We start from the raw sequence: 24,846 nt of genomic DNA, 5'->3' as shown, positions 1-24,846 counted from the left end.
TTACGCCGTGCGGGCGTCGAGGGCCCGGCGGGCCGCCTGCAGCTTGGCGAAGTCCTCGCCCGCGTGGTGCGACGAGCGCGTCAGCGGGCTGGACGAGACCATCAGGAAGCCCTTGGCCCGGGCGATCGCCTCATAGGCCTTGAACTCTTCCGGCGTCACGAAGCGGTCGATGGCGGCGTGCTTGCGGGTCGGCTGCAGGTACTGGCCGATGGTGATGAAGTCGACGCCGGCCGAGCGCATGTCGTCCATGACCTGCATGACCTCTTCCTTGGTTTCGCCCAGACCGACCATCAGGCCGGACTTGGTGAACTGGGAAGGATCGCGCTGCTTCACGCGGTCCAGCAGGCGCAGCGAGTTGTAGTAGCGCGCGCCGGGGCGGATCTTGAGATAGAGCCGCGGCACGGTCTCGAGATTGTGGTTGAAGACGTCCGGGCGGGAGTCGATCACCACGTTCTCGGCGCTGTCCTTGCGCAGGAAGTCCGGGGTCAGGATCTCGATCGTCGTACCCGGGGCCGCCGCGCGGATGGCCGTGACCACCTCGGCGAAGTGGCGGGCGCCGCCGTCCAGCAGGTCGTCGCGGTCCACCGAGGTGATGACCACGTGCTTGAGGCCCATCTTGGCGACGGCCTCGGCCACGCGGCGCGGCTCATCGGGGTCCAGCTGGGTCGGCAGGCCGGTGGTGACGTTGCAGAAGGCGCAGGCGCGGGTGCAGATTTCGCCCATGATCATCATGGTCGCGTGCTTCTGGCTCCAGCACTCGCCGATGTTCGGGCAGGCCGCTTCCTCGCAGACCGTGGTCAGCTTGTGCTCGCGCACGATGCCCTTGGTCTCGTTGTACTGACCCGAGCCGGGCGCGCGCACGCGCAGCCAGTCAGGCTTGCGAAGCACCGGCGTGTCCGGGCGGTTCTGCTTTTCGGGATGGCGCACCGCCCGGTCATCCGGGCCGCGAGCCTTGAGGGTGTCGATCACCGTAGCCATGGCGCCTAAATCGGTCTTCTTGGCTCGCGGATCAAGCGCTTGATCTTGCTTAAGTCGGCAACGCGCGAAATGAGTGTCCAGGTATGCGTCGCCGCCTTACCGCTATCGCCCTGGCGTTGGTCCCGATCCTGGCCGTTTCCGCCTGCGGAGACGGGGGTTCTCGCGCGCCTTTCGCCGACAGCCGGACCCCGCCGTCGCTGAGTTCACGCTTCTATCCGCCGCAAGGCTGGGCCTGGGGTTATGTCCGCAGCGGCCAGGGTCTGGTGCAGCGCTACGGCGTCGCGTCTCCGCCCGTCGCGCCCAAGGCCTCGATCCTGATCCTGACCGGCTATGGCGAAAGCGCCGAGGCCTGGTTCGAGACGGTGACCGACCTGACCAACCAGGGCTTTTCGGTATGGGTGCTGGAGCGCCAGGGCCAGGGCGGTTCGGAACGCAAGACGCCCTGGCGCGATCTTGGCCACATCGACAGCTTCGATCCCGACGTCGCGGCCGTCCGCGCCCTGGTCAAGGGCGTGGTCCGGCCCAGTCCCTATACGCCGCTGATCGTGCTGGGCCATTCCGAGGGCGGCCTGGTCGCCTTGCGCGCCGCCGAGCAGGGACTGGCCATGGACGGCCTGGTCCTATCCTCGCCCGCCTTCGGCCTGACCGCCCTGCCCCGGCCCCGTTCGGACTTCACCAAATTCACGCCGGCCATGCGGTTCCTGCGCCTGGGCTGGATCAAGACCCCGAACCAGCCTGGCTGGCGGCGTGACGCCACGGACGGCGGCCTGACCCACGATGCGGAGCGCAGCAAGGTCCAGGCCGCCTGGATGCTGGCCAATCCCGACCTGCGTATGGGCGGGCGGAGCCTGGGCTGGTTCGCCGCCTTCTTCGACGCCTCCGAGGCTGCCGCCCAGGATATCCGCCATACAAGCGTGCCGACGTTGATGCTGACCGCCGGCCAGGACAAGGCCGTCTCGGCCTCGCCCCAGACCCGGCTTTGCGCGGCGATGACGAGCTGCCAGGAGACCCGCTACTCAAACGCGGGACACGCCCTGCACATGGAATCGGACGCCGTCCGACAGCTCTGGCTGGCCGCGATCGTTGATTTCACCAAGGCTCGCGCACCCGACAAAGCCTTGCGCCGCAAGGGGTGAGCCTCACGCTTTGTGACTCTTTCTTGCAAAGCTGGACCTTCCCCGGCAGACTCGACGTTTAAGAACGGGAGCGCGCTTTCGCTCTTCGGGGAGGTTTCGCCGGTATGGCGGTAGCTTACGACGCGCAAGCTGGCCAAAAGGCCATCTTCGACGCCCTCATCGACGCCCGCGACAAGTACGGCGCCAAGAAACCGATCCTGGAGGACCAGGATCGCAATCCGCTGTCCTATACGGACCTGATCCGGGCCAGCTTCGCGCTGGGTCGCAAGATCGCGGCCATGACCAAGCCGGGCGAGAACGTCGGCGTGCTGCTGCCGTCGGGCGCGGGCTCGGTGGTGACCTTCTTCGCCCTGCACGCCTTCGGCCGCGTGCCGACCATGCTGAACTTCACGGCGGGCCTGCGCAACATCAAGGCCGCCTGCAAGCTGGCCAAGGTCAAGCGCGTGCTGACCGCCCACAAGTTCATCGAGCTGGGCAAGCTGCACGACATCGTCGATGCCATCGGCGAGCAGGCTGAAATCACCTATCTGGAAGACGTGCGCGGCACGATCGGCTTCAGCGACAAGCTGTTCGCCGCCGCCGCCGGCCTCTTCCCGCGCCAGTTCCGCGCGCCAGCCAAGCCGTCCGACACGGGCGTCGTCCTGTTCACCTCGGGCAGCTTCGGCGCGCCGCGCGGCGTGGTCCTGACCCAGGCAAACCTGGTGACGAACGCCCAGCAGATCGCCGCCCACATCGCGCTGGACCCGGCCTGGGTGTTCTTCAACCCGCTGCCGGTCTTCCACTGTTTCGGCCTGACCGCCGGCGTGATCCTGCCGCTGATGACCGGCATGAAGGCGTTCCAGTACCCCTCGCCGCTGCACACCAAGCAGATCCCGCCGCTGATCAAGGACGTCGGCGGCTCGGTGCTGCTGGCGACCGACACCTTCGTCAACCAGTATGCCCGCTCGGCCGAGAGCGACGAGCTGTCGGGCCTGAAGTTCATCGTCTGCGGCGCTGAGAAGGTCCGCGAAGAGACGCACAACATCATCGCCGAGAAGTTCGGCGGCGTGCCGGTGCTGGAGGGCTACGGTGCGACCGAGGCCTCGCCGGTCATCGCGGTCAACAAGCCCACCGACAACCGTCGTGGCACCGTCGGCGGACTGCTGCCGGGCCAGGACTGGAAGATCGAGCCGGTCGAAGGCATCCCCGAGGGCGGCAAGCTGCTGGTGCGCGGTCCCAACATCATGGCCGGCTATCTGCGCGAGGATGGCGGCGTCGACGCGCCCGAGGGCGGTTGGCACGACACGGGCGACGTGGTCACGGTCACCGACGACCTGTGGATCACCATCAAGGGCCGCGTGAAGCGCTTCGCCAAGATCGGCGGCGAGATGGTCTCCCTGACCGCCGCCGAGGACCTGGCCTCGGCCGTGTGGCCCAACGGCCGTCACGCCGTGATCTCGATGCCTGACAAGAAGAAGGGCGAGAAGCTGGTGCTGGTCACCGACCGTCCCGACGCCGATGTCGGCCCCCTGGTCGCCCACGCCCAGACGATCGGCGCGCCCGAACTGGCCGTGCCGCGCAAGATCCTCAAGGTGACCGAGGTGCCCGTGCTGGGCAGCGGCAAGACCGACTATGTCGCCATCCAGCGGATGGCCGAGACGGACACCCGCGCCGCCTAAAGCCGATTTGGGGGAAGAAGCATGGAACGTCTCGCCGTCTGGTCTCCGCGCGTCCTGAGTGTGCTGCGCATCATCGCCGCCCTGCTCTTCATGGAGCACGGCCTGATGAAGCTGTTCCACTTCCCGGCCGCTCAGCCCGGCGCGCCCGATCCTCTGCCGTCGATCCTGGTCGTCGCGGCGTGGCTGGAGGTCGTCGGCGGCGGTCTGCTGGTCCTGGGCCTGTTCACGCGGCCCGTGGCGTTCATCCTGTCGGGCCAGATGGCGGTGGCCTACTTCCTGGCCCATGGCAGCAAGGGCTTCTGGCCGGCGCTGAACGGCGGCGAGGCGGCGATCCTGTTCTGCTTCCTGTTCCTGTACTTCGTCTTCCAAGGTCCCGGTGAGTGGAGCCTGGACGCCCAGGTTCGCAAGCGACCCTAGAAGGTCGCGCCCAGGGCTTCCAATTCGGTGCGGAAGCCCTGCTTGCGGCTGTGCATGGCGCGCAGGTCGGCCACGAACGCTTCGTGGTCGGGATATTCGCCGAAGTCGCCGATCATCACCGACAGCGACTCCGCCTCCAGCAGCTGGCGCGCGGCCTCGGCGTAGCGGGTGGCGACACCATAGGTCAGCACATACTGGATCGACGCTCGCAGCAGCAGGGTCGCGGCCATCGGATAGGCGCCTTCCAGCCGACGGGCGGCCTCGACCATCAGGGTGTCGTCGGCGCCGTTGATCTCACCGGCGCGATCCCGCACCAGGCGCGAGGCGGCCGGCAGGTCGGGCCAGGACACCAGGAACGCCAGCGCCGTGTCGAACTGTGGGAAGCGCTTGGCGACCGCCTTGGCCTGGTCCTCGGCCTCGACGTCGTCGAAGTCCGGCAGGCCCTTCAGGTAGCTCCGCAGGCGCGGAATGGAGAGCGTGCGCTCGAACTCCGCCCAGCGGCGCTTCTGGGCCTCGTCGTGATGGCCGGTGGCCTCCAGGGCCTCCAGCATCGCTTCCTCCCAGGCCGAGCGTTCTTCCAGCGAACTCTGGTGGCGGCCGGACTTTTCGCTCGGTGCGCCGGCATGGAGCGTGGCCAGGGCGTCCTCGGGACGGCCGGCTTCCAGCAGGCGGCGGGCGATCTCGGCCGAGACCAGAGGCGTCTTGCGCAGTTCCGGCGCGAAGGTCGCTTCAAAGGCGTCGACATCGCCGCTGGCATCGGCCAGGCGGCGCAGGGCATCCCGATAGATCGCGCTGCGGGCGTCGCGGATCGAACGGGCCGCCAGCAGCTTCTCGAGCGTCTCGCGGAGGTGGGCCTGTCCCATCTTGCCGAGCAAAGGGCCCAGAGCATTCACCACGGGCCCGAACTGAGCGTAGTCGTCGCGGCGCAGCAGGTTGGCGATGCGGTCGGCCAGGGCGATCGGGTCCGGCAGGGCGCTGGCGGCGATCGCGCCGATGCCATCCCGGGCGGCCAGGAAGACGTCGCCGATCGGCCCCTCGGCCTGACTAAGGCGATCCAGGGTCGGCGTCGCCATGTCCAGCAGATCGAGCATCAGGTCGAGAGCGGCGTTGGCGTCGTCCTGCGCCAGCCGCTCGATCATCCCGCGATGCAAATCTAGGTCCTTGGCGAAGGCCGCGCGCTTGCGCCAATTGATGCGCGACGAGGACTTGCCGACCGTCGCCAGGCGCTTGCCGATCTCCAGCGCCAGACCTTCGGTGTTGGACTCCGCGAACAGCTCCAGCCGCAGCACGCGCTTGACGTGGCTGTCGCTGGAGAGATCGAGCAGGATGGCGGCCAGGCGCTCGGGCCCCAGGTCGACCAGATTGGCCTCGGAAAGGGTCGTCTTGGACCCCTTCCGCGCCTTGGCTGGCTTCACCTTGTCCGGCCCCGTCTTGTTTAGGGCGTCGTCCGTCGTCGTCGCGGCCTTGCGCGCCATCCAGTGTCCTCAAACGAGGCCTAGATGTGCAGGACTCGTCCGTAGGCGTCCAGAGCGGCTTCGTGCATGGCTTCCGACATGGTCGGGTGAGCGTAGACGATGCCGTGCAGGTCTTCCTCGGTGGCTTCCAGGGTGATGGCGGTGACGAAGCCCTGGATCATCTCGGTCACTTCGTGGCCGATCATGTGGGCGCCGATGAGGGCGCCGGTCTTGGCGTCGAACACGGTCTTCACGAAGCCCTCGGTCTCGCCCGCGGCCACGGCCTTGCCGTTGACGCGGAACGGGAAGCGGCCCGCCTTGACCTCGATGCCGGCCGCCTTGGCGCCGGCTTCGGTGTAGCCGACCGACGCGACCTGCGGGTTGGCGTAGGTGCAGCCCGGGATCGGCGAGTGGACGTTCGGGGTCTTGTAGCCGGCGATGGCCTCGGCGGCGTGGATGCCTTCGTGGCTGGCCTTGTGGGCGAGCCACGGGCCGCCGGCGATGTCGCCGATGGCGTAGAGGCCCGCGACATTGGTCTTGCAGTGCTTGTCGGTCACGGCATGGCCACGGTCCAGGTTCAGGCCGACGGCGTCCAGGCCTTCGCTGTTCGGCGCGATGCCGACGGCGACGATGCACTTCTCGGCCGTCAGCTGCTCGATCTTGCCGCCTACGTCGACGGTGACCGAGACGCCGTCCTTGGTCTTCTCGACATTGGACACCTTGGCGCCGATGCGGAAGGCGATGCCGCGCTTCTCGAAAGCCTTCTGGGCGGCCTTGGAGACCTCGGCGTCCTCGACTGGCATGATGCGGTCCAGGGCTTCCACGACGGTCACCTCGGCGCCCAGGGCCCGGTAGAAGCTGGCGAACTCGATGCCGATGGCGCCCGAGCCGATCACGACCAGCGACTTGGGCATGGTCTTGGGCGCCAGGGCGTCACGATAGGTCCAGATCTTGTCGCCGTCCGAGACCGCGCCGATGGCCGGGATCTCGCGAGCGCGGGCGCCGCTGGCCAGGATGACGTTCTTGGCCTGGACCGTGCGGCTGCCGCCGGCCTTCAGGGCGATGACCAGCTTGGGAGCAGGATTGCCCTTCTCCAGCTTGGCCTCGCCCTCGATGACCTCGATCTTGTGCTTCTTCATCAGGAACGCGATGCCCGACGACATCTGCTTGGCGATGCCGCGCGAGCGCTCGACGATCTTGGGGAAGTCGAAGCCGGGCTTCTCGACCGACAGGCCGTAGTCGGCGAGATGCGACAGCTGCTCGTAAATCTCGCCCGACTTCAGCAGGGCCTTGGTGGGGATGCAGCCCCAGTTCAGGCAGATACCGCCCAGGTTTTCACGCTCGACGATGGCCGTCTTCAGACCCAGTTGGCTGGCGCGGATCGCGGCCACATAGCCGCCAGGACCGGCGCCGACGACGACGACATCGAATTCCGTGGACATGTTCATCTAACCCTAGCTTGGACGTCGCCCGGGAGGAGCCGGACGGCCTAGATCGATCGGCCCGCGAGCCGATCCGGGAGAAACTAAAGCAGCGCCTCGACCGCGACCTTGAGGTCTTCGGGCTTCACCGTGGGCGCGAAACGTTCGACGACCTCGCCGTCCTTGCCGATCAGGAACTTGGTGAAGTTCCACTTGATCGCCTCGGTGCCCAGCAGGCCCTTCTGTTCCTTCTTGAGGAACTTGTAGAGCGGGTGGGCGTCGGCGCCGTTGACGTCGATCTTGCTCATCACCGGGAAGGTCACGTCGTAGGTCAGCGAGCAGAAGTTCGCGATCTCCTCGGCGTTTCCCGGCTCCTGAGCGCCGAACTGGTTGCAGGGGAAGGCCAGGACCGTGAAGCCACGGCCCTTGAAGTCCTTGTAGAGCGCTTCGAGGCCTTCGTACTGAGGCGTGAAACCGCACTTGCTGGCGGTGTTCACGATCAGCAGCACCTGGCCGCGATAGTCGGCCAAGCTCACGTCCTGGCCGTCCAGCGTCTTGGCCGAATAGTCGTAGACCGACATAGCCGTCCCCTTACCGCGACTTAGATCAGACGATCAGGGTCAGCGGCTCTTCGATCAGCGGCTTGAAGGCCGCCAGGAACTTGGCGCCGATGGCCCCATCGACCACGCGGTGATCGCAGGTCAGGGTCACGGTCATCACGGTGGCCACCGCCAGCTGGCCATCCTTGACCACCGGACGCTGCTCGCCGGCGCCCACGCTCATGATCGCGCCTTGCGGCTCGTTGATGATCGAGGCGAACTGCTTGATGCCGAACATGCCGAGGTTGCTGACCGAGAAGGTGCCGCCCTGGAATTCCTCGGGCTTCAGCTTCTTGGACTTGGCGCGAGCGGCCAGATCCTTCACCTCGGCCGAGATCTGGGCCAGGCCCTTGGTCTCGGCGGCGCGGACGATCGGGGTGATCAGGCCGCCATCGATGGCCACGGCCACGGCGATGTCGGCGTGCTTGTGCATGGCGATGCCTTCCGGCGTGTACGAGGCGTTGGCCTCCGGCACGCGCTTCAGGGCCACGGCCACGGCCTTGATGATGATGTCGTTGACCGACACCTTCACGCCCTGGCCTTCCAGCAGGTGGTTGATCTTGGCGCGCGCGGCCAGCAGGGCGTCGATCTCCAGATCGATGACCAGCGGGAAGTGCGGCACGTCGCGGAAGCTGTCGGTCAGGCGACGCGCGATCGTCTTGCGCATGCCGTCCAGCGGGATCAGGTCGTAGGAGCCGGCGGGGATGCCCTGCTGCTCCAGCGACTGGACCTGACGCGGCGCGGCGGCGGCCGGAGCGGCGGCAGCGGGCGCGGCAACCGAAGCGGCCTTGGCGGCCGGAGCGCCCGACTTGGCGGCTTCGACGTCGGTCTTGACCACGCGGCCATGCGGGCCGGTGCCCTTGATGCCCTTCAGGTCCAGGCCGGCGGCCGAAGCCAGGCGGCGAGCCAGCGGCGAAGCGAAGACGCGCGAGCCGTCAGCGGCGACCGGAGCGGCCGGCGCGGGGGCGGCCGGAACAGCGGCGGCGGGAGCAGCCGTCGGAGCCGGCGCGGCAGCGGCGGCCTTGGGCGCTTCGGCCTTCGGAGCCGGCGCGGGGCTTTCGCCCTCGCCCGCCAGCTTGGCGATCAGGGCGTTGACCTTGACGTTCTCGGTCCCGGCGTCGACCAGGATGGCTTCGATAACGCCTTCATCGACGGCTTCGACTTCCATCGTCGCCTTGTCGGTCTCGATCTCGGCGATCACGTCGCCGGCCTTGACGGTGTCGCCGACCTTGACGTGCCACTTGGCGAGGGTTCCCTCCTCCATGGTGGGCGACAGGGCGGGCATCAGGATGTCGATCGACATTGAGCTTTTTCCTCAATCGTTCGGGACGGTTTTAGCCTGCATAGTCTGCCGGGCCGCCGTCCGCGATACCCCGCTTTGAAGCGGGATGAATTCGTTGGCCAAGACGATGCGGCCCCTGCTCTTCAGGAGCAAGGGCCGCGCCGTTCTTAGCGGTAGCTGACCGCCTTGGCCGCCTTCACGATCTTTTCGACCGAAGGCAGCGACAGGACTTCCAGGTTCGCCGCATAGGGCAGCGGCACGTCTTCCTGGTGGACCCGCAGCGGCGGGGCGTCCAGGTAGTCGAAGCCGAACTCGGTGATGCGGGCGACGACCTCGGCGCCGATGCCCATCGGGCCCCAGCCTTCCTCGACCGTGACCAGGCGGTTGGTCTTCTTGACGCTTTCCAGGACGGTGGCGTGGTCCATCGGACGGATCGTGCGCAGGTCGACGACCTCCGCCGAGATGCCTTCCTTCTCCAGCTCCTCGGCCGCCTTCAGGGCGAAGCCCACCATGCGGCTGTAGGCGACCAGGGTGACGTCCGTGCCTTCGCGGCGGACCTTGGCCTTGCCGATCGGCACGACCCAGTCGTCGACGTCCGGGATGTCGAACTCGTGGCCGTACATCATCTCGTGTTCGAGGAAGACGACTGGGTTCGGATCGCGGATGGCGGCCTTGAGCAGGCCCTTGGCGTCGGCCGCGTCATACGGCGCGACGACCTTCAGGCCGGGCACGTTGCCGTACCAGGCGGCGTAGTCCTGGCTGTGCTGGGCGCCGACGCGCGAGGCCGCGCCGTTCGGGCCGCGGAACACGATCGACGACTTGATCTGGCCACCCGACATGTACAGCGTCTTGGCGGCCGAGTTGATGATGTGGTCGATCGCCTGCATGGCGAAGTTCCACGTCATGAACTCGACGATCGGCTTCAGGCCGGCCATCGCCGCGCCGACGCCCATGCCGGCGAAGCCGTGCTCGGTGATCGGGGTGTCGATGACGCGCTTGTCGCCAAACTCTTGCAGCAGCTCACGGCTGACCTTGTAGGCGCCCTGGTACTGGGCGACTTCCTCGCCCATCAGGAAGACGCGGTCGTCCTTGCGCATTTCCTCGGCCATGGCGTCGCGCAGGGCGTCGCGGACCGTGATCTTCTTCATCGGCGTGCCGGCCGGAATTTCCGGATCGGCGAAGGTCGAGGCGGCCGAGATCGGGCCACCAGTCGCAGGAGCAGCGGCGACCGGAGCCGGAGCGGCTTCAGCAACGGCGGGAGCGGCAGCCGGAGCGGCCGGAGCCGCGGCTTCGCCCTCGCCCTTCAGGCGCGCGATCAGGGTGTTGACCTTGACGTTCTCGCTGCCGGCCGGAACCAGGATGGCTTCCACCACGCCTTCGTCGACGGCTTCGACTTCCATCGTCGCCTTGTCGGTCTCGATCTCGGCGATCACGTCGCCGGCCTTGATGGTGTCGCCTTCCTTGACGAGCCACTTGGCCAGGGTGCCTTCCTCCATCGTGGGGGAAAGCGCGGGCATCAGGATGTCCGTCACTCGGCGGCCTCCAGGTAGACGTCGGTATACAGTTCCGAGGGATCAGGCTCGGGGCTCGTGCGGGCGAACTCGGCGGCCTCGGCGACGATGCGCTTCACTTCCGCGTCGACGCCCTTCAGGTCGTCTTCGGTCACGCCGGCCTTGGCCAAGCGTTCCTTGATGTGGTCGATCGGGTCGCGGGTCGTCTTGACCTCGTCGACCTCTTCCTTGGTGCGGTACTTGGCCGGGTCCGACATCGAGTGACCGCGATAGCGATAGGTCTTCATCTCGAGGATGTAGGGACCCGCGCCGCTACGGGCGTGCTCGGTGGCGCGCGCGCCGGCTTCACGAACGGCGACGATGTCCATGCCGTCGACTTCCTCGCCCGGGATCCGGAACGAGACGCCGCGCTTGTGGAACGCGGTTTCCGAGGCGGCCCGCTCGACGCTGGTGCCCATGGCGTACTGGTTGTTCTCGATCACGTACACGACCGGCAGCTTCCACAGCTGGGCCATGTTGAAGCTCTCGTAGACCTGGCCCTGGTTGGCCGCGCCGTCGCCCATATAGGCGTACGAGACGTTGCCGTTGCCCTTGTAGCTGTTGGCCAGCGCCAGGCCGGTGCCGAGCGCGACTTGCGCGCCGACGATGCCGTGGCCGCCGTAGAAGCCGGTCTCGATGTCGAACATGTGCATCGAGCCGCCCTTGCCGCGCGACGAGCCGCCAGCGCGGCCGGTCAGCTCGGCCATGACCTCGCGGGGATCCATGCCCGCGGCCAGCATGTGGCCGTGGTCACGGTAGCCCGTGATGATCTGGTCGCCCTTCTGCGAGATCGACTGCATGCCGACCGCGATGGCTTCCTGACCGATGTACAGGTGGCAGAAACCGCCGATCAGGCCCATGCCGTACAGCTGGCCGGCGCGCTCCTCGAAGCGGCGGATCAGCAGCATGTCCTGATAGAATTTCAGGAGTTCGTCCTTGCCGACGAAGTCGTTGACACCGGTGTCTACGCCCTTCGCCTCAGAGGCCTCAGCCTTGCGCGTACGCGCCATTCAAATCTCCCTGGCCAATCTTCATCGCGGCCTTCGTCCTGAGAGTGTTTCCCGCCGAAAAATCGTCGGTTCCGCGAAGGAAACACCCTGGTGTATCGCCAAGATCAATCCTTGGACCTGTGTGATCCGCGAACTGACCAGCAGCCGATTCCAGGAATAGGCGACCCGTCAGCTCGGACGCTTGACGCGGATCACATAGTCCCTCGGGTCGGCATATCCTAGGAGGGAACGCGCACGCTCCTCCAGGAGATCAGCCGACAGACTGCCGCTGCGTAATAGACGAGCACGGGCCTCGAGGTCCATCCTCTCCGCGCGTATCTTCCTGAGTTCCTTTGTTTTTGCTGCGAGGTCCGCATTGCGCTGCGAAATGGACAGCAGGCCTCGATCACCCGTCAAAGCGTGAAAGGCGAAGTAGAAAATCAGGAAAAAGATCGCCGCAGTCGGCAGGAAGGGTTGCAGTCGGGCGAACATCTCTGGGTCCCGGAGAGGGACTCACAGAGTCGCAGACCGTGCTTAACGCCTTCTAAATCCGGGCTTTGAGAAGGGTCTTTGCCTGTTCGCCGATCAGGCGAGCGATGCTTTCACGTGAGATCGTTTCACGCGCATCTAGATACTGCATGGGCGAAGCCATTTCGCGACCGCGAACAACGCCGAAATGGTCTCGTTTGAAACCACTGCCGAGCTTTTAGAAAATTTGTGGGTTAACTGGCGCGCTAACCCTTCTGGAAGCCCGATCCGGGGTCCTGGGGGATGCAGAATCGCCATCACCGAGCCCCCTCGCCTGCCCCGCAGCGCGCAAAGGAAAGGGCGCGGCCTCCTTTCGGAAACCGCGCCCTCGTCGTGTTCAGCCGGGCTGAAGCGTCCTAGCGGACCTTCAACGCCTTGCGGCCGGCGTAGACGCCTTGGTCGTCCAGCATTTCCTCGATGCGCAGCAGCTGGTTGTACTTGGCCGTGCGGTCCGAGCGGGCCAGCGAGCCGGTCTTGATCTGACCGCAGTTCAGGGCGACGGCCAGGTCGGCGATCGTCGAGTCCTCGGTCTCGCCCGAGCGGTGGCTCATGACGCTGGTGTAGCCGTGACGGTGGGCCAGATCGACGGCGTCGATGGTTTCCGACAGCGTGCCGATCTGGTTGACCTTGACCAGGATCGAGTTGGCCAGGCCTTGGTCCAGGCCCAGTTGCAGGCGCTTGGGGTTGGTGACGAACAGATCGTCGCCAACCAACTGGACCTTCTTGCCCAGGGTGTCGGTCAGCAGCTTCCAGCCTTCGAAGTCGTCCTCGGCCATGCCGTCCTCGATCGACAGGATCGGGAACTTGCCGGCCAGGCCGGCCAGGTAATCGACCATCTGGGCCGGGTCGAGCGACTTGCCCTCGCCTTCCAGCTCGTACTTGCCGTTCTTGAAGAACTCGGTCGAGGCGACATCCAGGCCTAGGACGAAGTCGTCACCGGCCTTGTAGCCGGCCTTCTCGCCAGCCTTGACGATGAAGTCGAGCGCGGCTTCGGCCGACGCCAGGTTCGGGGCGAAGCCGCCCTCGTCGCCGACGTTGGTGTTGTGGCCGGCGTCCTTCAGGGCCTTCTTCAGGCTGTGGAAGATCTCGGCGCCCATGCGCAGGCCTTCGCGGAAGCTCAGCGCGCCGGTCGGCAGGATCATGAATTCCTGGATGTCGATCGGGTTGTCGGCGTGGGCGCCGCCGTTGATGATGTTCATCATCGGGGTCGGCAGCACGCGGGCGTTCACGCCGCCGACGTACTTGTAGAGCGGTAGGCCGGCCGACTCGGCGGCGGCCTTGGCCGTGGCCAGCGAGACGCCCAGGATAGCGTTGGCGCCCAGGCGGGCCTTGTTCGGCGTGCCGTCCAGCTCGATCAGCAGGTTGTCGACGCGGCGCTGGTCTTCGGCGTCCACGCCCGAGAGGGCGTCGAAGATCTCGCCATTGACCGCGTCCACGGCCTGCAGGACGCCCTTGCCCAGGTAGCGGGCCTTGTCGCCGTCGCGCTTTTCGTTGGCTTCGTGAGCGCCGGTCGATGCGCCCGACGGCACCGCCGCGCGGCCAAACGCGCCGTCGTCCAGGATCACGTCGACTTCGACGGTCGGGTTGCCCCGGCTGTCGAGAATTTCGCGGGCGATGATGTCGACGATCTCGGTCATGGACTGCTCCTCAAGGCCAAAAGGCGCGGTGGCTTTAGCCGCCATGCGCTTCGGGCGCAACTTGACTTCCCTTTAAGCGGCCGACTGATCATCGGTCACAAAGGGAAGGCGTGGTCGCTTTCAGTAGGCTCAGACGTTGTAGATCGGCGTCAGGCCGTTCTTCTGGCCCAGCTTGAACAGCACGCGGTCCGAGCCGAAATCCAGTTCGACCTTGGCGAACAGCTTCAGCACGTCGGCCCCGATCAGCGCCGCGGGCCGGTCGTTCAGCCCCCAGACGTCGAAGATGTGCACATCGGCGAAAGCCATCGGGATGTTGGTCAGCTGCAGATTGCCCATGTTGATCGACGGCACGACCCGGAACTCGCCCAGATAGATCTCACCGCCGGCGGTCACGAGCCGCGCTTGCTTTACGAAGTCGGCCGAGCGACGACGGCGGGCAGCGATCGCGCGCTGCAGAGCCATGTTGCCGATCGAGACCCCGCCGCCGGAATCGATGAAGGCGGTCGCGCGACTGCCGCCTATGCGGACGTCCGTCAGGGTCAGCCGACCGAAACGGGCGTCGGCGGGCACCGAGATTTCATCGGCGCGGCGGCTCAGCTCCGAGAAGAATCGGCTGCGGCGGATCAGCAGCTGACGCTTCTTGAAGTCCATAACCACGTTGCGGCGGTCCAGGATGTCGACGCCCAGCAAGCCATCGGCGCCGACCCGTTCGTACGGCAGCACCGGTAAGGTCGCGCTGCCCAGCTTGGCCTCGCCGGCCTGCATGCTCTGGATGCGAGCGGTCGGGCTGGTGATGGCGCTGGAGATGCCGTGGATGAGGATGTTGGGGCCGGCTGGCAGTTTCAGCTTTTCGGCGACGCTGGGCGTTAGGACGCTGCGCCCTGCCCCGGTGTCGACCACGAAGTTGAAGGGCCCCTGCCCGTTGACTTCAACCTCGACGGTGAGGCGGTCGTCGTCGTCCACGGACGCGTCCAGGATCAGCACGGGTTCGTCGGGTAGCGGCGCGGCGGTCTGCGGCGGTGGCGTCTGGTTCACGGGAACGGGGATCGCGGACCCGGCAAGAGCCGGCGACGCGGCTAACGAAAATCCCAGTCCCGCCGTGATGTTTCGGCGTGTGAGCATGGGGGCATCCTCCCTATGCGGAAGGCTAACACCGTTTTTTGGGCGCACGACGAAAATACGACGAAAAACGCCGCCCGGGCGAACCAGGCGGCGTTTTCGAAATCGTCACTGACGAAAGGAGACCTTAGTCTTCCTTCGGGGTCAGGATCTGCTTGCCGTTGTACATGCCGGTCTTCAGATCGACATGGTGCGGACGGCGCAGCTCACCGGTGTCCTTGTCCTCGATGAACGAGTTGGCGCCCAGGGCGTGGTGCGACCGGCGCATGTTCCGGCGAGAAGGCGAAGTTTTTCTTTTGGGAACGGCCATCGAAGTGACTCTGCTCGCTGAGCGTGAAAATTGAGAGCGGCGACTAGGGTTCGACCCAGGCCGCCGCGTGAGCGGGGGCTTATGCCCGAATCTCTCCCCAGACGCAAGCACCTGGGGAAAATCCGTCACACAAGCCGTCCGTGCTCCTTCGCGGCGGCGATGAAGCTGGCGAAAAGCGGGTGCGGGGCGAACGGACGGCTCTTCAGTTCCGGGTGATATTGCACCCCGATGAACCACGGATGGTCGTCCCGCTCGACGATCTCGGGCAGCACGCCGTTGGGCGAGCGGCCGGTCAGTTTGAGGCCCGCGTCCTCCATCAGGTGGACATAGCCGATATTGACCTCGTAGCGGTGGCGGTGACGCTCGCTGATGTCGGTCGAGCCATAGATCTCGGCGACCTTCGAACCGGCCGTCAGGACCGCGTCATAGGCCCCCAGGCGCATGGTGCCGCCCAGGTCGTCGTTGGAGCGGCGCTGGACCGTCTCGTTGCCCTTGATCCACTCGGTCATGATGCCGACCACGGGACGCTCGGTGGGGCCGAATTCGGACGAGCTGGCGTCCTTGATCCCCGCGACGTTCCGCAGGGTCTCGATGACCGCCATCTGCATGCCGAAGCAGATGCCGAAGTACGGCACCTTGCGTTCACGGGCGAACTGGGCCGCCCTGATCTTGCCTTCCGCGCCCCGCTCACCGAAGCCGCCGGGCACCATGATGGCGTGGGCGTTCTCCAGGCGGGCCGCGGCCGCGCCCTCGTCGCCCTCGAAGGTCTCGCTCTCGACCCAATCCAGGTTGACCTTGACCTTGTTGGCCAGGCCGCCGTGATGCAGGGCCTCGATCAGCGACTTATAGGCGTCCTTCAGGACGGTGTACTTGCCGACGACGGCGATGGTGACCTCGCCGTCGGGATGCTGGACGGTGTTGTCGATCGTCTTCCAGCGCGTCAGGTCCGGAGCCGGCGCATCGTTCATGCCGAAGACGTCGAGCACTTCGGCGTCCAGGCCCTGCTCGTGATAGTCGATCGGCACGGCGTAGATCGAGGCCGAGTCCATCGCCTGGATGACCGCGCTGGGGCGGACATTGCAGAACTGGGCGATCTTGCGCTTTTCCTCGGCCGGGATCTCCTGCTCGCAGCGGCACAGCAGGATGTCGGGCTGGATGCCGATCGAGCGCAGCTCCTTGACCGAGTGCTGGGTCGGCTTGGTCTTCATCTCGCCGGCCGTCTTGATGAACGGCAGCAAGGTCAGGTGCAGGTAGCAGCTCTGGCCGCGCGGCAGGTCCTGGCGCAGCTGGCGGATGGCTTCGAAGAACGGCAGGCCCTCGATGTCGCCGACCGTGCCGCCGATCTCGACCAGCACGAAATCGACCGGCTTCTTGCCCGTCTCGTCCATGGCGGGCGACAGGACGAAGTCCTTGATCTCGTTGGTGACGTGCGGGATCACCTGGACGGTCGCGCCGAGATAGTCGCCGCGGCGCTCCTTCTCGATGATCGTCTTGTAGATCTGGCCCGTGGTGATGTTGTCGGCCTTCTTGGCCGAGACACCCGTGAAGCGCTCGTAGTGGCCGAGGTCGAGGTCGGTTTCCGCCCCGTCGTCGGTCACGAAGACCTCGCCGTGCTGATACGGGCTCATCGTGCCCGGATCGACGTTGAGATAGGGATCGAGCTTACGAAGGCGAACCGTGTAGCCACGCGCTTGCAGCAGCGCGCCGAGCGCCGCCGAGGCCAGACCCTTGCCAAGCGAGGAAACCACGCCGCCGGTGATGAAAATGTACCGCGTCATGGGCGATCAGCTTACCCGTGATTCGACGACGCCGGAAAAAGACCTGCGTTCATCAACAAGATTAAACCCCCGAGGTCGCCCTCGGGGGTCAGTGGAAGGCCGTCTTGGGACGGTTATTGCTTGGGCTGTTCCGCCGGCGGAGCCGCGACCGTCGGGGTCGGGGCGGCCGCTGCGGGCTTTTCGGCAGGCTTGGCCGCCGGCTTCTTGGCCTCGGCCTTCGGGGCCGGGGTCGGGGCCAGCAGCGAGGGCTGGGCGGCGGCCGGGGCCGGCGTATTGATCTGCGGGGTCGGGGCCTGGATGGCGCCCGGCTGGCTGTCCGGCGAGGCCGGCAGCGAGTTCAGCGAGCCCGGCGGCGGAGCGATCGGGGCCGGGGCGGCGTTCAGGGTCTTGGCGTCCAGGCCCTTGACCTGATCGGCGACCGAACCGCCGGTGTTGGCGCGACCCGTCAGGATCGTCAGCGTCAGGCTGATCAGCAGGAAGACCGAGAACAGGATCCAGGTGATGCGGGTCAGCAGGTCACCCGCGCCGCGAGCGGTCATGAAGCCGGTGTTACCGCCGCCCATGCCCAACGCGCCGCCTTCGGAGCGTTGCAGCAGCACCACCCCGATCAGACCGAGGCAGACGACGATATTGATGGCCAGCAGGACGCCGATAAGCATGTGGAATGTATTCTCGATCCGGGCGCGGGCGAAATGCCGCGCGAAAAACGAAGCGGCCCCTCTACCACTAGCGAGCGCTCCGCGCCATAGCTGGGAAGCGTGCTCCCAAACGCAACCCCTGAAGCTAGACCGTCGGACCGTATGATCCTCGAGACCGAACGCCTGACCCTCGCTCCGCTGAAGGTCGACGACGCGCCCCTGATCTATCCGTTCCTGAGTGACGCGGAGGTGATGTCCAATCTCGACCAGGAGCCGATCGAGGATCCCGACGAGGTGGCCAGCCGCGTCGCCGCCCAGGTCGACGAGATGACCGCCGGCGACGCCGCCTACTGGAGCATCCGCCACACGCTGAGCGGGGCCTATCTGGGCTATTGCGACTTCATCGACATCGACAAGCGCCACGAGCGCGCCGAGATCCGCTTCGTGGTCGATCGCAAGGGCTGGGGCCAGGGCTTCGGCGCCGAAGCCGTCAGCGCCCTCCTCGCCCACGCCGCCGCCAAGGGCCTCAAGAGCCTGGTGGCCAGCATCCACGTCGGCGACAACCGCGCCGAACGGCTGCTGGAGAAGCTGGGCTTCAAGGCCGAGGGCTATTTGAAGGGCGCGGTGCATCGCGACGGCGAACGGCGCGATCGCCGGCTCTACGGCCTGCAGCTCTAAATGCAGGGTGCGGCGATCAGTGTTATCGACCGCATTGGTTAACATAGGCATCTTCGGCGTTAACCATCGCGCCTCGAATCGGCCGCGACCGGAACGGAGATCCCGATGCGCTCGCCCGCCGACATGGACATCGTCCAGATCGACATCAGCACCAAGTGCCACCTGGCCTGCAGCAACTGCACGCGTCTGATCCCGCACCAGACCCAGCGCCGCGACATGGAGCTGGAGACCTTCGAGCGCTCGGTCCGGAGCATGGAAGGCTGGAACGCTCCCAACAAGGTCATCGGCGTCATTGCCGGCGAGCCCACCCTGCACGGCAATTTCGAGCAGATCTCGCGCCGGTTCGCCGAGCTGTGGGGCGGCGAGAACACCTCGAACGGCAAGGCGCCGATCAAGGACTTCAACGACTTCGCCACGCAGCGCCTGTTCGACCGCTCGAACGGTCGCGGGCTTTGGACCAGCCTGGGGAACGGGTTCTACAAGAACTACGAGACCATCATGGAGGTCTACAGCCACTTCAACACCAACACGCACGAGACGGCCGGCCAGCACCAGGCGCTGCTGATCTCGCGCAAGGACTACACCCAGGCCACCGGCATGTCGGACGCCGAGTGGGAATATAACCGCGACAACTGCTGGGTTCAGAAGCTCTGGTCGGCGACGATCAACGACAAGGGCGCCTATTTCTGCGAAGTCGCCGGCGCGATCGACCGCCTGTACTTCAACGGCGAGCGCGCCTGGCCGGTCGAGCACGGCTGGTGGCAGCGCACGCCGGAAGACTTCAAGGACCAGCTGGACCTCTGCAACTACTGCGGCCTGGCCCAGCCGGGCCCGTCGCAGCTGGACCTGCTGGACCGCGACATCATCTCGGCCGAGCACAAGCAGATCCTCAAGAAGCTGGGCAGCCCGGCGATCCGCAAGCGCGCCTACGAGATGTTCGATCCCGAGCTGCACATGCAGAAGCGCCAGGTCGAGACGCGCGACAACTATGTCGGCGACGCCAGTTCCGGCCGCCGCGTCGGCATCGGCCACAACTCGACCAAGCCGCGCCGGGTGGTCTGCGTCCTGACCTCGGTCGGCTATGGCGACGACCTGGCCCTCACTCTGCCCAGCAACATGCGCGAGTTCGACGAGATCATCGTCGTCACGACCAGCGACGACGTCCGCACCCAGGAGGTGGTCAAGGAGAACGGCGCGACCCTGGTGATCTCGGATCGCTGCTTCGAGGACGACCACGCCTTCAACAAGGGCAAGATGCTCAATGACGGCCTGAAGGGCCTGAAGGACGCCGACTGGATCGTCTTCACCGACGCCGACATCGTCATGCACGAGGGCTTCTACGAGCTCTTCATGTCGCACTCGTGGAACCCGGGCTGCCTCTACTTCACCAGCCGCATCGACAGCCAGGTGGTCGAGGGCCAGAGCGACGTCGTCAACTTCGAGCCCAACGGCTACTTCCAGCTGTTCAACGCCCGCGCCACGGCCATCCGCGACAGCTGGCCCAACATCGTCAGCGAGAACTTCTGTTCGGCCGGCAGCGTCGACAGCTGGTTCTACCAGCAATGGCGACGCGACAACCTGTTCGGCATCAGCGACATCCCGGTCCGCCACATCGCCAGCACCCGTCTGGGCGAGAACTGGAACGGCAAGGAAGCCCGCCCCCAGAAGTGGCGCCAGTTCGGCGTCATGACCGCCAACGGCATCTCGGCCCTGATGCCGGCCACCAGCGTGCCCGAGATCGTCAAGCTGACCGACACGCGCAACGGCGACACCATCGTCTGCTCGCGCGACGAGATCGTGCAGCACGTCCAGACCAAGGCGGATCGCGGCCTGGTGTTCCTGGGCAAGGACATCGGTCACATGCACATCCACGTCGCCTATTTCGCCGACTGACGGGCGCGGTTTCGCCGCTTCACGCGGCGAGCCGCTGAAGGTGATGGAAAGGGACGCGGAGCGCCGGGCCACGCCCGGAGTGTGAGTGGTTTGGTACCGTTTCGACGAAGCCCGAACGCTCCGCGTGATCGTTTTCCGGAAGCGTGACGTCCCGACGCTGTTCGCGCCTGTTCGCCTTTGAAGCCTCCGACGGGCGGGCCGGGCCGCGAAGCCTGGTCCCGGATGCGGCTGTTTCCAGCCGCCTATCGCCTCCTCGGCCCGACATCCCACGTCGTTTCTGTGTTCCAGGGCCGACCGCCGCCAGAGGGATGCAGTTGCGGCCGAAACCGCACCGATGAGCGCGCCCGCTCGATCACCCCCCGCCGCCGCAACGGTCGCTGGCCATGCGCCCTTTCCTCGCGACGAGGTGGGTAGACTGTACGGCAGGTTTTGGAGTCGGGGATGAAGGTGCGTGAACGCTCGTGCGCCACCCAGGAGCGTGACGCCCCCAATTCTTGTCATCCCGGAAAGCCCGCAGGGCTTGTCCGGGACCCAGGGGCCAAGCCCAGTGCGGTTGCCCCTGGGTCCCGGCTCTCCGCTTCACTGCGGCCGGGATGACAAGCTTTGTGTCGTTGAGAGAGGTTCAATTCCCGCACTCGGATGGGATTTGAGCTAGTCCGCCACGCCGCCGCGCAGCGGGTCTTCGCCGTCCAGCTCCTCGATATGCTCGCGCTGACGGCGGACACCTTCGGTCTCTTCCGGCGTCGGCTCAGCCGGTTCCTTCTCCGGCTCAAGCTCCTCCGCCATCACAGCCCCCGCTGCGGCATCGCCCGCGTCACCAACTGCGCCGCGCCGACGGTCAAGGCGTCCTCGACCAGCCCGCTGCGCGTCTGGCCGAAATGGCGGATGGCCTTCATGCGGGCGTGAAAGGTGACATAGGACGCCGCCACCGCCGCGCCGGCGCCCAGGGCCGCGCCGAGATACCGCTGACGCTTCGGCGCCAAGGCCGCGCCTGCGAGGCCACCGGTGACGATCCGCGCGAGGATGCCAGCCAACACGATGCGGTCCGGGGCCGACGGCAGCTTGTCGCCCCACAGCTCGCCGGCCGCCAGGGCCTTGGAACCTGCGGCCATCCAGTCGCTGCCCAGCCAGGACGGCGCGCCGTTGTCGGCCGGCAGGTGGCCGCCGTGGGCGGCTTCGCTGACCGCGGCCAGCGGCGTCATCGAACGGGACCCGGCCGACAGGCCGATGAGGATGGATCGGAGCATTCCGGCGCTTCCTTCTAGGAACTACCGGAAGACAACCCCTCCCCGCCTCATCCGATCCCGGCGCTATTCCTTGGCGAGCTTGGCCAGGACGGTGAGAATCTTCTCGGCCGCGTCGAGACGCTGGGCCGGGGTGTCCCACTCGCCCTTGACCACGACCTTCTGGTCGGGACGGACCTTCCAGATGATGCTGTTCTTGGCCACGTACTGCATCAGCCCCAGCGGATTGGCGTAGGTGTCGTTGCGGAAGCTGGCGACCGCGCCCTTGGGCCCGACGTCGATCTTGGCGACATTGGCCTCGCGGCACAGACCCTTGATGGCGACGACCTTGAGCAGGGAGTCGGTCTCGGGCGGCAGCGGGCCGAAGCGGTCGATCATCTCGGCGGCCAGGGCTTCGCGATCGGCGGCCTGCTCGGCGTCGGACAGGCGGCGATAGAGCGACAGGCGCACGTTCAGGTCCGGCACATATTCGTCCGGGATCATCACGGCCGCGCCGGTATTGATCTGCGGCGACCAGCCCCGGTCTTCCAGCAGAGCCTCTTGGCCCTGGCGCTGGCGAAGCTCGGCGACCGCATCTTCCAGCATCTGCTGGTAGAGTTCGACGCCGATCTCCTTGATGTGGCCGCTCTGCTCGTCGCCCAGCAGGTTACCGCCGCCGCGCTGGTCCAGGTCGTGGCTGGCCAGCTGGAAGCCGGCGCCCAGGCTGTCCAGCGACTGTAGCACCTGCAGGCGCTTCTCGGCCGACAGGGTCAGCGACTTCTCGACCGGCGTGGTCAGATAGGCGTAGGCGCGGGCCTTGGAACGACCGACGCGACCCCGGATCTGATAGAGCTGGGCCAGGCCGAACATGTCGGCGCGGTGGACGATCAGGGTGTTGGCCGACGGGATGTCCAGGCCGCTTTCCACGATCGTCGTGGCCAGCAGCACGTCGTACTGGCCCTCGTAGAAGGCCGTCATCACGTCTTCCAGCTGGGTGGCCGCCATCTGGCCGTGGCCGACGACATACTTCACCTCGGGCACCTGGGTGCGGAGGAACTTCTCGATGTCCTCCAGGTCCTTGATGCGCGGCACGACATAGTAGGACTGGCCGCCGCGGTACTTCTCGCGCAGCAGGGCCTCGCGCAGGGTCACCGGATCGAACGGGCTAATGTAGGTGCGCACCGCCAGGCGATCGACCGGCGGGGTGGCGATGATCGACATCTCGCGGATGCCCGACAGCGCCATCTGCAGGGTGCGCGGGATCGGCGTGGCGGTCAGGGTCAGCATGTGCACGTCGGCGCGAAGCTCCTTGAGCTTCTCCTTGTGCTTGACCCCGAAGTGCTGCTCCTCGTCGACGATGACCATGCCCAGGTCCTTGAACGAGACCTGCTTGGACAGCACCGCGTGGGTGCCGACCACGATCTCGATCGTGCCGTCGGCCAGGCCCTCCCGGGCCTCGGCGGCTTCCTTGCCGGTGACCAGGCGCGACAGGCGCGTGACCTTGATAGGCCAGCCCTGGAAGCGGTCCTTGAAGGTCTTGTAGTGCTGGCGGGCCAGCAGCGTCGTCGGGCAGACGATCGCCACCTGCTTGCCGCTCATCGCCACCACGAAGGCCGCGCGCAGCGCCACTTCCGTCTTGCCGAAGCCCACGTCGCCGCAGATCAGGCGGTCCATCGGCTTGCCGGACGACAGGTCCTCCAGCACGTCGTGGATGGCGCTGAGCTGGTCGTCCGTCTCCTCGTAGGGGAAGCGGGCGCAGAACTCATCGAACACGCCCTGCGGCGCGTCGGTCTCTTCCACGGACTTCAGCTGACGGGCGGCGGCGATCTGGATCAGGCCCTCGGCCATGACCCGCAGACGTTCCTTGGCCTTGGCCTTGCGGCCCTGCCAGGCCGCGCCGCCCAGCTTGTCCAGCTGGACGCTGTCGGGATCCGAGGCGCCGTAGCGGGTCAAGAGGTCGATGTTCTCGACCGGCAGATAGAGCTTGGCCTCGCCGCCGTACATCAGGTCCAGGCAGTCGTGCGGCGCACCCTGGACATCGAGGGTCTTGAGGCCCTCGTAGCGGCCGATGCCGTGGTCGATGTGGACGACCAGATCGCCCGGCGTCAGGGCCGAGGCCTCGGCCAGGAAGTTGGCGGCGCGGCGCTTCTTGCGCGGGCGGGCCAGGCGGTCGCCCAGAATGTCGGTCTCGGAGATGACCGCCAGGTTTTCCGTCTCGAAGCCGTGGTCCAGCGGCAGCACGACCCGCTGCGGGGTCTTCGGATCATTGGCCTTGGCCGCCTGCCAGTAGCCGGCATAGGGGATCTTCTTCAAGCCGTGGTCAGACAGCATGGTCCCCAGGCGCTCGGACGAGCCCTCGGACCACGAGGCGAACAGCACGCGCTTGCCGTCGGCGGCCAGTTTCTTGGCGTGGTCGGCGGTGGCCTCGAACAGGTTGACGCTGTCCTGGGCCCGCTCGGCGGCGAACACGCGGCCCAGCTTCGCGCCCATGTCGACGACGTCCAGACCCTGGGGCTGGAACGGCGTGAACAGGCGGTGCGTGCGGTCGGTGAGCTCTCGGTCCCACTCGGCGGCGGTCAGGTAGAGGGCCTCGGGCGCCAGCGGGCGGTAGGCCGACTTGCGGTCGGCGCTGGCCCGGGCGTCATAGGCGTCGGCGATCATCGCCAGGCGCTCGTCGCGGGCCTCGGCCGCCTGGTGGTCGACGCCGATCAGCGACCCATCCGGCAGATAGTCGAACAGCGTCGCCATCCGCTCGTAGAACAGCGGCAGCCAGTGCTCGAGACCGGCGCGGCGGCCGCCCTCGGACACGGCGGCGTACAGCGGATCATCGCCAGGCGCGCCGAACTGCGCGACATAGCCCTTGCGGAACCGCGAGATACCGTCGGCGTCCAGAAGCGCCTCGCTGACCGGCAGGAGATCGATCTCCTTCAGCTGCTTGGTCGAGCGTTGGGTCTCGGGATCGAAGGCGCGGATGCTTTCCAGCGTGTCGCCGAAGAGATCGAGACGCACCGGCTCTTCGGCGGCTGGCGGATAGACGTCGATGACGCCGCCGCGGATCGCGAACTCGCCGCGCTCGGAGACGGTGGAGGCGCGGGCGTAGCCGTTGACGGCGAAATAGCGCTCCAGGTCCTTGATATCGACGACATTGCCGACCTTGGCCGAGTAGCTGGCCCGCAGCAGCACGTCCTTGGTCGGCACGCGCTGCAGCAAGGCCGGCGCGGCGATGACCAGGATGGCCGCCTTCTTGTCGCCCAGGCCCCGGGCCAGGCGCGACAGGGTCGCCATCCGCGTGGCCGACACGCCCGAGGACGGGCCGATGCGGTCGTAAGGCAGGCAGTCCCACGAGGGCAGCAGCACCGCCTCGACCTCGGGGGCGAAGAACTTCAGCGCGTCGATGAAGGCGCCGGCGCGGGCGGTGTCGCGGGCCACGAAGGCGGTCAGGCCGCCTCGGGCGCGAGCGATGTCGGCCATCACCAGCGCGTCAAAGCCTTCCGGCGCGCCGGCCAGGGTCAGGCCGCCGGCGGCCTTGGCGATCTGCTTTGCGTCATAGCTCATGCT

General features: G+C 66.7%; 21 protein-coding genes and 2 pseudogenes. 5 read left to right on the top strand and 18 right to left on the bottom strand.

What is annotated here, in order from left to right; translation table 11 throughout:
- Positions 1-978 carry a lipoyl synthase gene (gene lipA, locus AC07YH_RS02345; RefSeq protein ID WP_494745406.1) on the bottom strand — a complete coding sequence of 326 codons (978 nt, stop codon included), beginning with the start codon at positions 976-978 and terminating at the stop codon, positions 1-3.
- Between the two features lie 83 nt (positions 979-1,061).
- On the opposite strand from lipA, the gene AC07YH_RS02340 reads away from it, so the two are divergent.
- From AC07YH_RS02340 to AC07YH_RS02330, 3 genes are all read left to right on the top strand, one after another.
- Positions 1,062-2,114, top strand: a complete 1,053-nt coding sequence (locus AC07YH_RS02340; RefSeq protein WP_494745405.1) for an alpha/beta fold hydrolase — start codon at positions 1,062-1,064, stop codon at positions 2,112-2,114.
- A gap of 104 nt (positions 2,115-2,218) precedes the next feature.
- Positions 2,219-3,772 carry an AMP-binding protein gene (locus tag AC07YH_RS02335; protein WP_494745404.1) on the top strand — a complete coding sequence of 518 codons (1,554 nt, stop codon included), beginning with the start codon at positions 2,219-2,221 and terminating at the stop codon, positions 3,770-3,772.
- A gap of 21 nt (positions 3,773-3,793) precedes the next feature.
- Positions 3,794-4,189 carry a DoxX family protein gene (locus AC07YH_RS02330; RefSeq protein ID WP_494745403.1) on the top strand — a complete coding sequence of 132 codons (396 nt, stop codon included), beginning with the start codon at positions 3,794-3,796 and terminating at the stop codon, positions 4,187-4,189.
- Here the strand turns inward: AC07YH_RS02330 and AC07YH_RS02325 are convergent.
- The 12 genes from AC07YH_RS02325 to secG all read right to left on the bottom strand — a co-directional run bounded on the left by AC07YH_RS02325 (position 4,186) and on the right by secG (position 17,515).
- A complete protein-coding gene (locus tag AC07YH_RS02325) occupies positions 4,186-5,664 on the bottom strand; it encodes a DUF6880 family protein (RefSeq protein ID WP_494745402.1) in 1,479 nt (492 codons plus the stop codon). The two genes, AC07YH_RS02330 and AC07YH_RS02325, sit on opposite strands and share 4 nt — an antisense overlap.
- 20 nt (positions 5,665-5,684) lie before the next feature.
- Positions 5,685-7,085: a dihydrolipoyl dehydrogenase gene (gene lpdA, locus AC07YH_RS02320; RefSeq protein ID WP_494745401.1), complete on the bottom strand. Its 1,401-nt coding sequence runs from the start codon at positions 7,083-7,085 to the stop codon at positions 5,685-5,687.
- 83 nt (positions 7,086-7,168) lie between these two features.
- Positions 7,169-7,645, bottom strand: coding sequence for a glutathione peroxidase (locus AC07YH_RS02315; RefSeq protein ID WP_494745400.1), 477 nt, complete (start codon positions 7,643-7,645; stop codon positions 7,169-7,171).
- A 25-nt stretch (positions 7,646-7,670) separates the two neighbouring features.
- Positions 7,671-8,966, bottom strand: coding sequence for a pyruvate dehydrogenase complex dihydrolipoamide acetyltransferase (locus tag AC07YH_RS02310; protein WP_494745399.1), 1,296 nt, complete (start codon positions 8,964-8,966; stop codon positions 7,671-7,673).
- A gap of 146 nt (positions 8,967-9,112) precedes the next feature.
- Positions 9,113-10,477 carry a pyruvate dehydrogenase complex E1 component subunit beta gene (locus tag AC07YH_RS02305; RefSeq protein ID WP_494745398.1) on the bottom strand — a complete coding sequence of 455 codons (1,365 nt, stop codon included), beginning with the start codon at positions 10,475-10,477 and terminating at the stop codon, positions 9,113-9,115.
- The gene (gene pdhA / locus AC07YH_RS02300) at positions 10,474-11,505 is read right to left on the bottom strand and encodes a pyruvate dehydrogenase (acetyl-transferring) E1 component subunit alpha (protein ID WP_494745397.1); all 1,032 of its coding nucleotides are present in this window, start codon (positions 11,503-11,505) and stop codon (positions 10,474-10,476) included. The genes AC07YH_RS02305 and pdhA overlap by 4 nt, the downstream gene beginning before the upstream one ends.
- A 168-nt stretch (positions 11,506-11,673) precedes the next feature.
- Positions 11,674-11,976, bottom strand: a complete 303-nt coding sequence (locus tag AC07YH_RS02295) for an FtsB family cell division protein (RefSeq protein ID WP_047405705.1) — start codon at positions 11,974-11,976, stop codon at positions 11,674-11,676.
- A 392-nt stretch (positions 11,977-12,368) separates the two neighbouring features.
- Positions 12,369-13,649 carry a phosphopyruvate hydratase gene (gene eno, locus AC07YH_RS02290; RefSeq protein ID WP_494745396.1) on the bottom strand — a complete coding sequence of 427 codons (1,281 nt, stop codon included), beginning with the start codon at positions 13,647-13,649 and terminating at the stop codon, positions 12,369-12,371.
- Positions 13,650-13,778: 129 nt separating this feature from the next.
- A complete protein-coding gene (locus tag AC07YH_RS02285) occupies positions 13,779-14,684 on the bottom strand; it encodes a retropepsin-like aspartic protease (protein ID WP_494745395.1) in 906 nt (301 codons plus the stop codon).
- A gap of 211 nt (positions 14,685-14,895) precedes the next feature.
- Positions 14,896-15,078: a 50S ribosomal protein L32 gene (rpmF, locus tag AC07YH_RS02280; RefSeq protein ID WP_010919589.1), complete on the bottom strand. Its 183-nt coding sequence runs from the start codon at positions 15,076-15,078 to the stop codon at positions 14,896-14,898.
- 125 nt (positions 15,079-15,203) lie between these two features.
- Positions 15,204-16,856, bottom strand: a complete 1,653-nt coding sequence (gene pyrG / locus AC07YH_RS02275; protein ID WP_494616820.1) for a CTP synthase — start codon at positions 16,854-16,856, stop codon at positions 15,204-15,206.
- Positions 16,857-16,969: 113 nt separating this feature from the next.
- Complete coding sequence (secG, locus tag AC07YH_RS02270) at positions 16,970-17,515, bottom strand: preprotein translocase subunit SecG (protein ID WP_494745601.1); 546 nt, start codon at positions 17,513-17,515, stop codon at positions 16,970-16,972.
- 141 nt (positions 17,516-17,656) lie between these two features.
- Between secG and AC07YH_RS02265 the strand changes: the two genes are divergently transcribed.
- On the top strand, positions 17,657-18,172 hold the full coding sequence (locus tag AC07YH_RS02265) for a GNAT family N-acetyltransferase (RefSeq protein ID WP_494616818.1): 516 nt from the start codon (positions 17,657-17,659) through the stop codon (positions 18,170-18,172).
- Positions 18,173-18,277: 105 nt separating this feature from the next.
- Positions 18,278-20,065: a hypothetical protein gene (locus AC07YH_RS02260; RefSeq protein ID WP_494745394.1), complete on the top strand. Its 1,788-nt coding sequence runs from the start codon at positions 18,278-18,280 to the stop codon at positions 20,063-20,065.
- 342 nt (positions 20,066-20,407) lie between these two features.
- On the opposite strand, the pseudogene AC07YH_RS02255 reads toward AC07YH_RS02260, so the two are convergent.
- From AC07YH_RS02255 to mfd, 5 genes and pseudogenes are all read right to left on the bottom strand, one after another.
- Positions 20,408-20,508 (bottom strand): annotated as a pseudogene (locus tag AC07YH_RS02255) (hypothetical protein); the annotation flags it as partial.
- Positions 20,509-20,561: 53 nt separating this feature from the next.
- Positions 20,562-20,700: pseudogene (locus tag AC07YH_RS02250) on the bottom strand (hypothetical protein); the annotation flags it as partial.
- Between the two features lie 16 nt (positions 20,701-20,716).
- The gene (locus tag AC07YH_RS02245) at positions 20,717-20,851 is read right to left on the bottom strand and encodes a hypothetical protein (RefSeq protein ID WP_494745393.1); all 135 of its coding nucleotides are present in this window, start codon (positions 20,849-20,851) and stop codon (positions 20,717-20,719) included.
- Positions 20,851-21,312 carry a DUF4126 family protein gene (locus tag AC07YH_RS02240; protein ID WP_494745392.1) on the bottom strand — a complete coding sequence of 154 codons (462 nt, stop codon included), beginning with the start codon at positions 21,310-21,312 and terminating at the stop codon, positions 20,851-20,853. The genes AC07YH_RS02245 and AC07YH_RS02240 overlap by 1 nt, the downstream gene beginning before the upstream one ends.
- Before the next feature lie 63 nt (positions 21,313-21,375).
- On the bottom strand, positions 21,376-24,843 hold the full coding sequence (gene mfd / locus AC07YH_RS02235) for a transcription-repair coupling factor (protein ID WP_494745391.1): 3,468 nt from the start codon (positions 24,841-24,843) through the stop codon (positions 21,376-21,378).
- Positions 24,844-24,846 lie beyond the last annotated feature (3 nt).

It is taken from the genome of Caulobacter sp. GW456-12-1-14-TSB4 (assembly GCF_059424195.1).
The sequence above is the reverse complement of the archived record's forward strand: the minus strand, read 5'-3'. Positions and strand labels throughout refer to the sequence as shown.

Excerpts from the sequence above, each read along its gene's own strand:
- lipA (WP_494745406.1), bottom strand. The coding sequence starts at position 978 with ATGGCTACGGTGATCGACACCCTCAAGGCTCGCGGCCCGGATGACCGG.
- AC07YH_RS02340 (WP_494745405.1), top strand. The coding sequence starts at position 1,062 with ATGCGTCGCCGCCTTACCGCTATCGCCCTGGCGTTGGTCCCGATCCTG.
- AC07YH_RS02335 (WP_494745404.1), top strand. The coding sequence starts at position 2,219 with ATGGCGGTAGCTTACGACGCGCAAGCTGGCCAAAAGGCCATCTTCGAC.
- AC07YH_RS02330 (WP_494745403.1), top strand. The coding sequence starts at position 3,794 with ATGGAACGTCTCGCCGTCTGGTCTCCGCGCGTCCTGAGTGTGCTGCGC.
- AC07YH_RS02325 (WP_494745402.1), bottom strand. The coding sequence starts at position 5,664 with ATGGCGCGCAAGGCCGCGACGACGACGGACGACGCCCTAAACAAGACG.
- lpdA (WP_494745401.1), bottom strand. The coding sequence starts at position 7,085 with ATGTCCACGGAATTCGATGTCGTCGTCGTCGGCGCCGGTCCTGGCGGC.
- AC07YH_RS02315 (WP_494745400.1), bottom strand. The coding sequence starts at position 7,645 with ATGTCGGTCTACGACTATTCGGCCAAGACGCTGGACGGCCAGGACGTG.
- AC07YH_RS02310 (WP_494745399.1), bottom strand. The coding sequence starts at position 8,966 with ATGTCGATCGACATCCTGATGCCCGCCCTGTCGCCCACCATGGAGGAG.
- pdhA (WP_494745397.1), bottom strand. The coding sequence starts at position 11,505 with ATGGCGCGTACGCGCAAGGCTGAGGCCTCTGAGGCGAAGGGCGTAGAC.
- AC07YH_RS02295 (WP_047405705.1), bottom strand. The coding sequence starts at position 11,976 with ATGTTCGCCCGACTGCAACCCTTCCTGCCGACTGCGGCGATCTTTTTC.
- eno (WP_494745396.1), bottom strand. The coding sequence starts at position 13,649 with ATGACCGAGATCGTCGACATCATCGCCCGCGAAATTCTCGACAGCCGG.
- rpmF (WP_010919589.1), bottom strand. The coding sequence starts at position 15,078 with ATGGCCGTTCCCAAAAGAAAAACTTCGCCTTCTCGCCGGAACATGCGC.
- pyrG (WP_494616820.1), bottom strand. The coding sequence starts at position 16,856 with ATGACGCGGTACATTTTCATCACCGGCGGCGTGGTTTCCTCGCTTGGC.
- secG (WP_494745601.1), bottom strand. The coding sequence starts at position 17,515 with ATGCTTATCGGCGTCCTGCTGGCCATCAATATCGTCGTCTGCCTCGGT.
- AC07YH_RS02265 (WP_494616818.1), top strand. The coding sequence starts at position 17,657 with ATGATCCTCGAGACCGAACGCCTGACCCTCGCTCCGCTGAAGGTCGAC.
- AC07YH_RS02260 (WP_494745394.1), top strand. The coding sequence starts at position 18,278 with ATGCGCTCGCCCGCCGACATGGACATCGTCCAGATCGACATCAGCACC.
- AC07YH_RS02245 (WP_494745393.1), bottom strand. The coding sequence starts at position 20,851 with ATGGCGGAGGAGCTTGAGCCGGAGAAGGAACCGGCTGAGCCGACGCCG.
- AC07YH_RS02240 (WP_494745392.1), bottom strand. The coding sequence starts at position 21,312 with ATGCTCCGATCCATCCTCATCGGCCTGTCGGCCGGGTCCCGTTCGATG.
- mfd (WP_494745391.1), bottom strand. The coding sequence starts at position 24,843 with ATGAGCTATGACGCAAAGCAGATCGCCAAGGCCGCCGGCGGCCTGACC.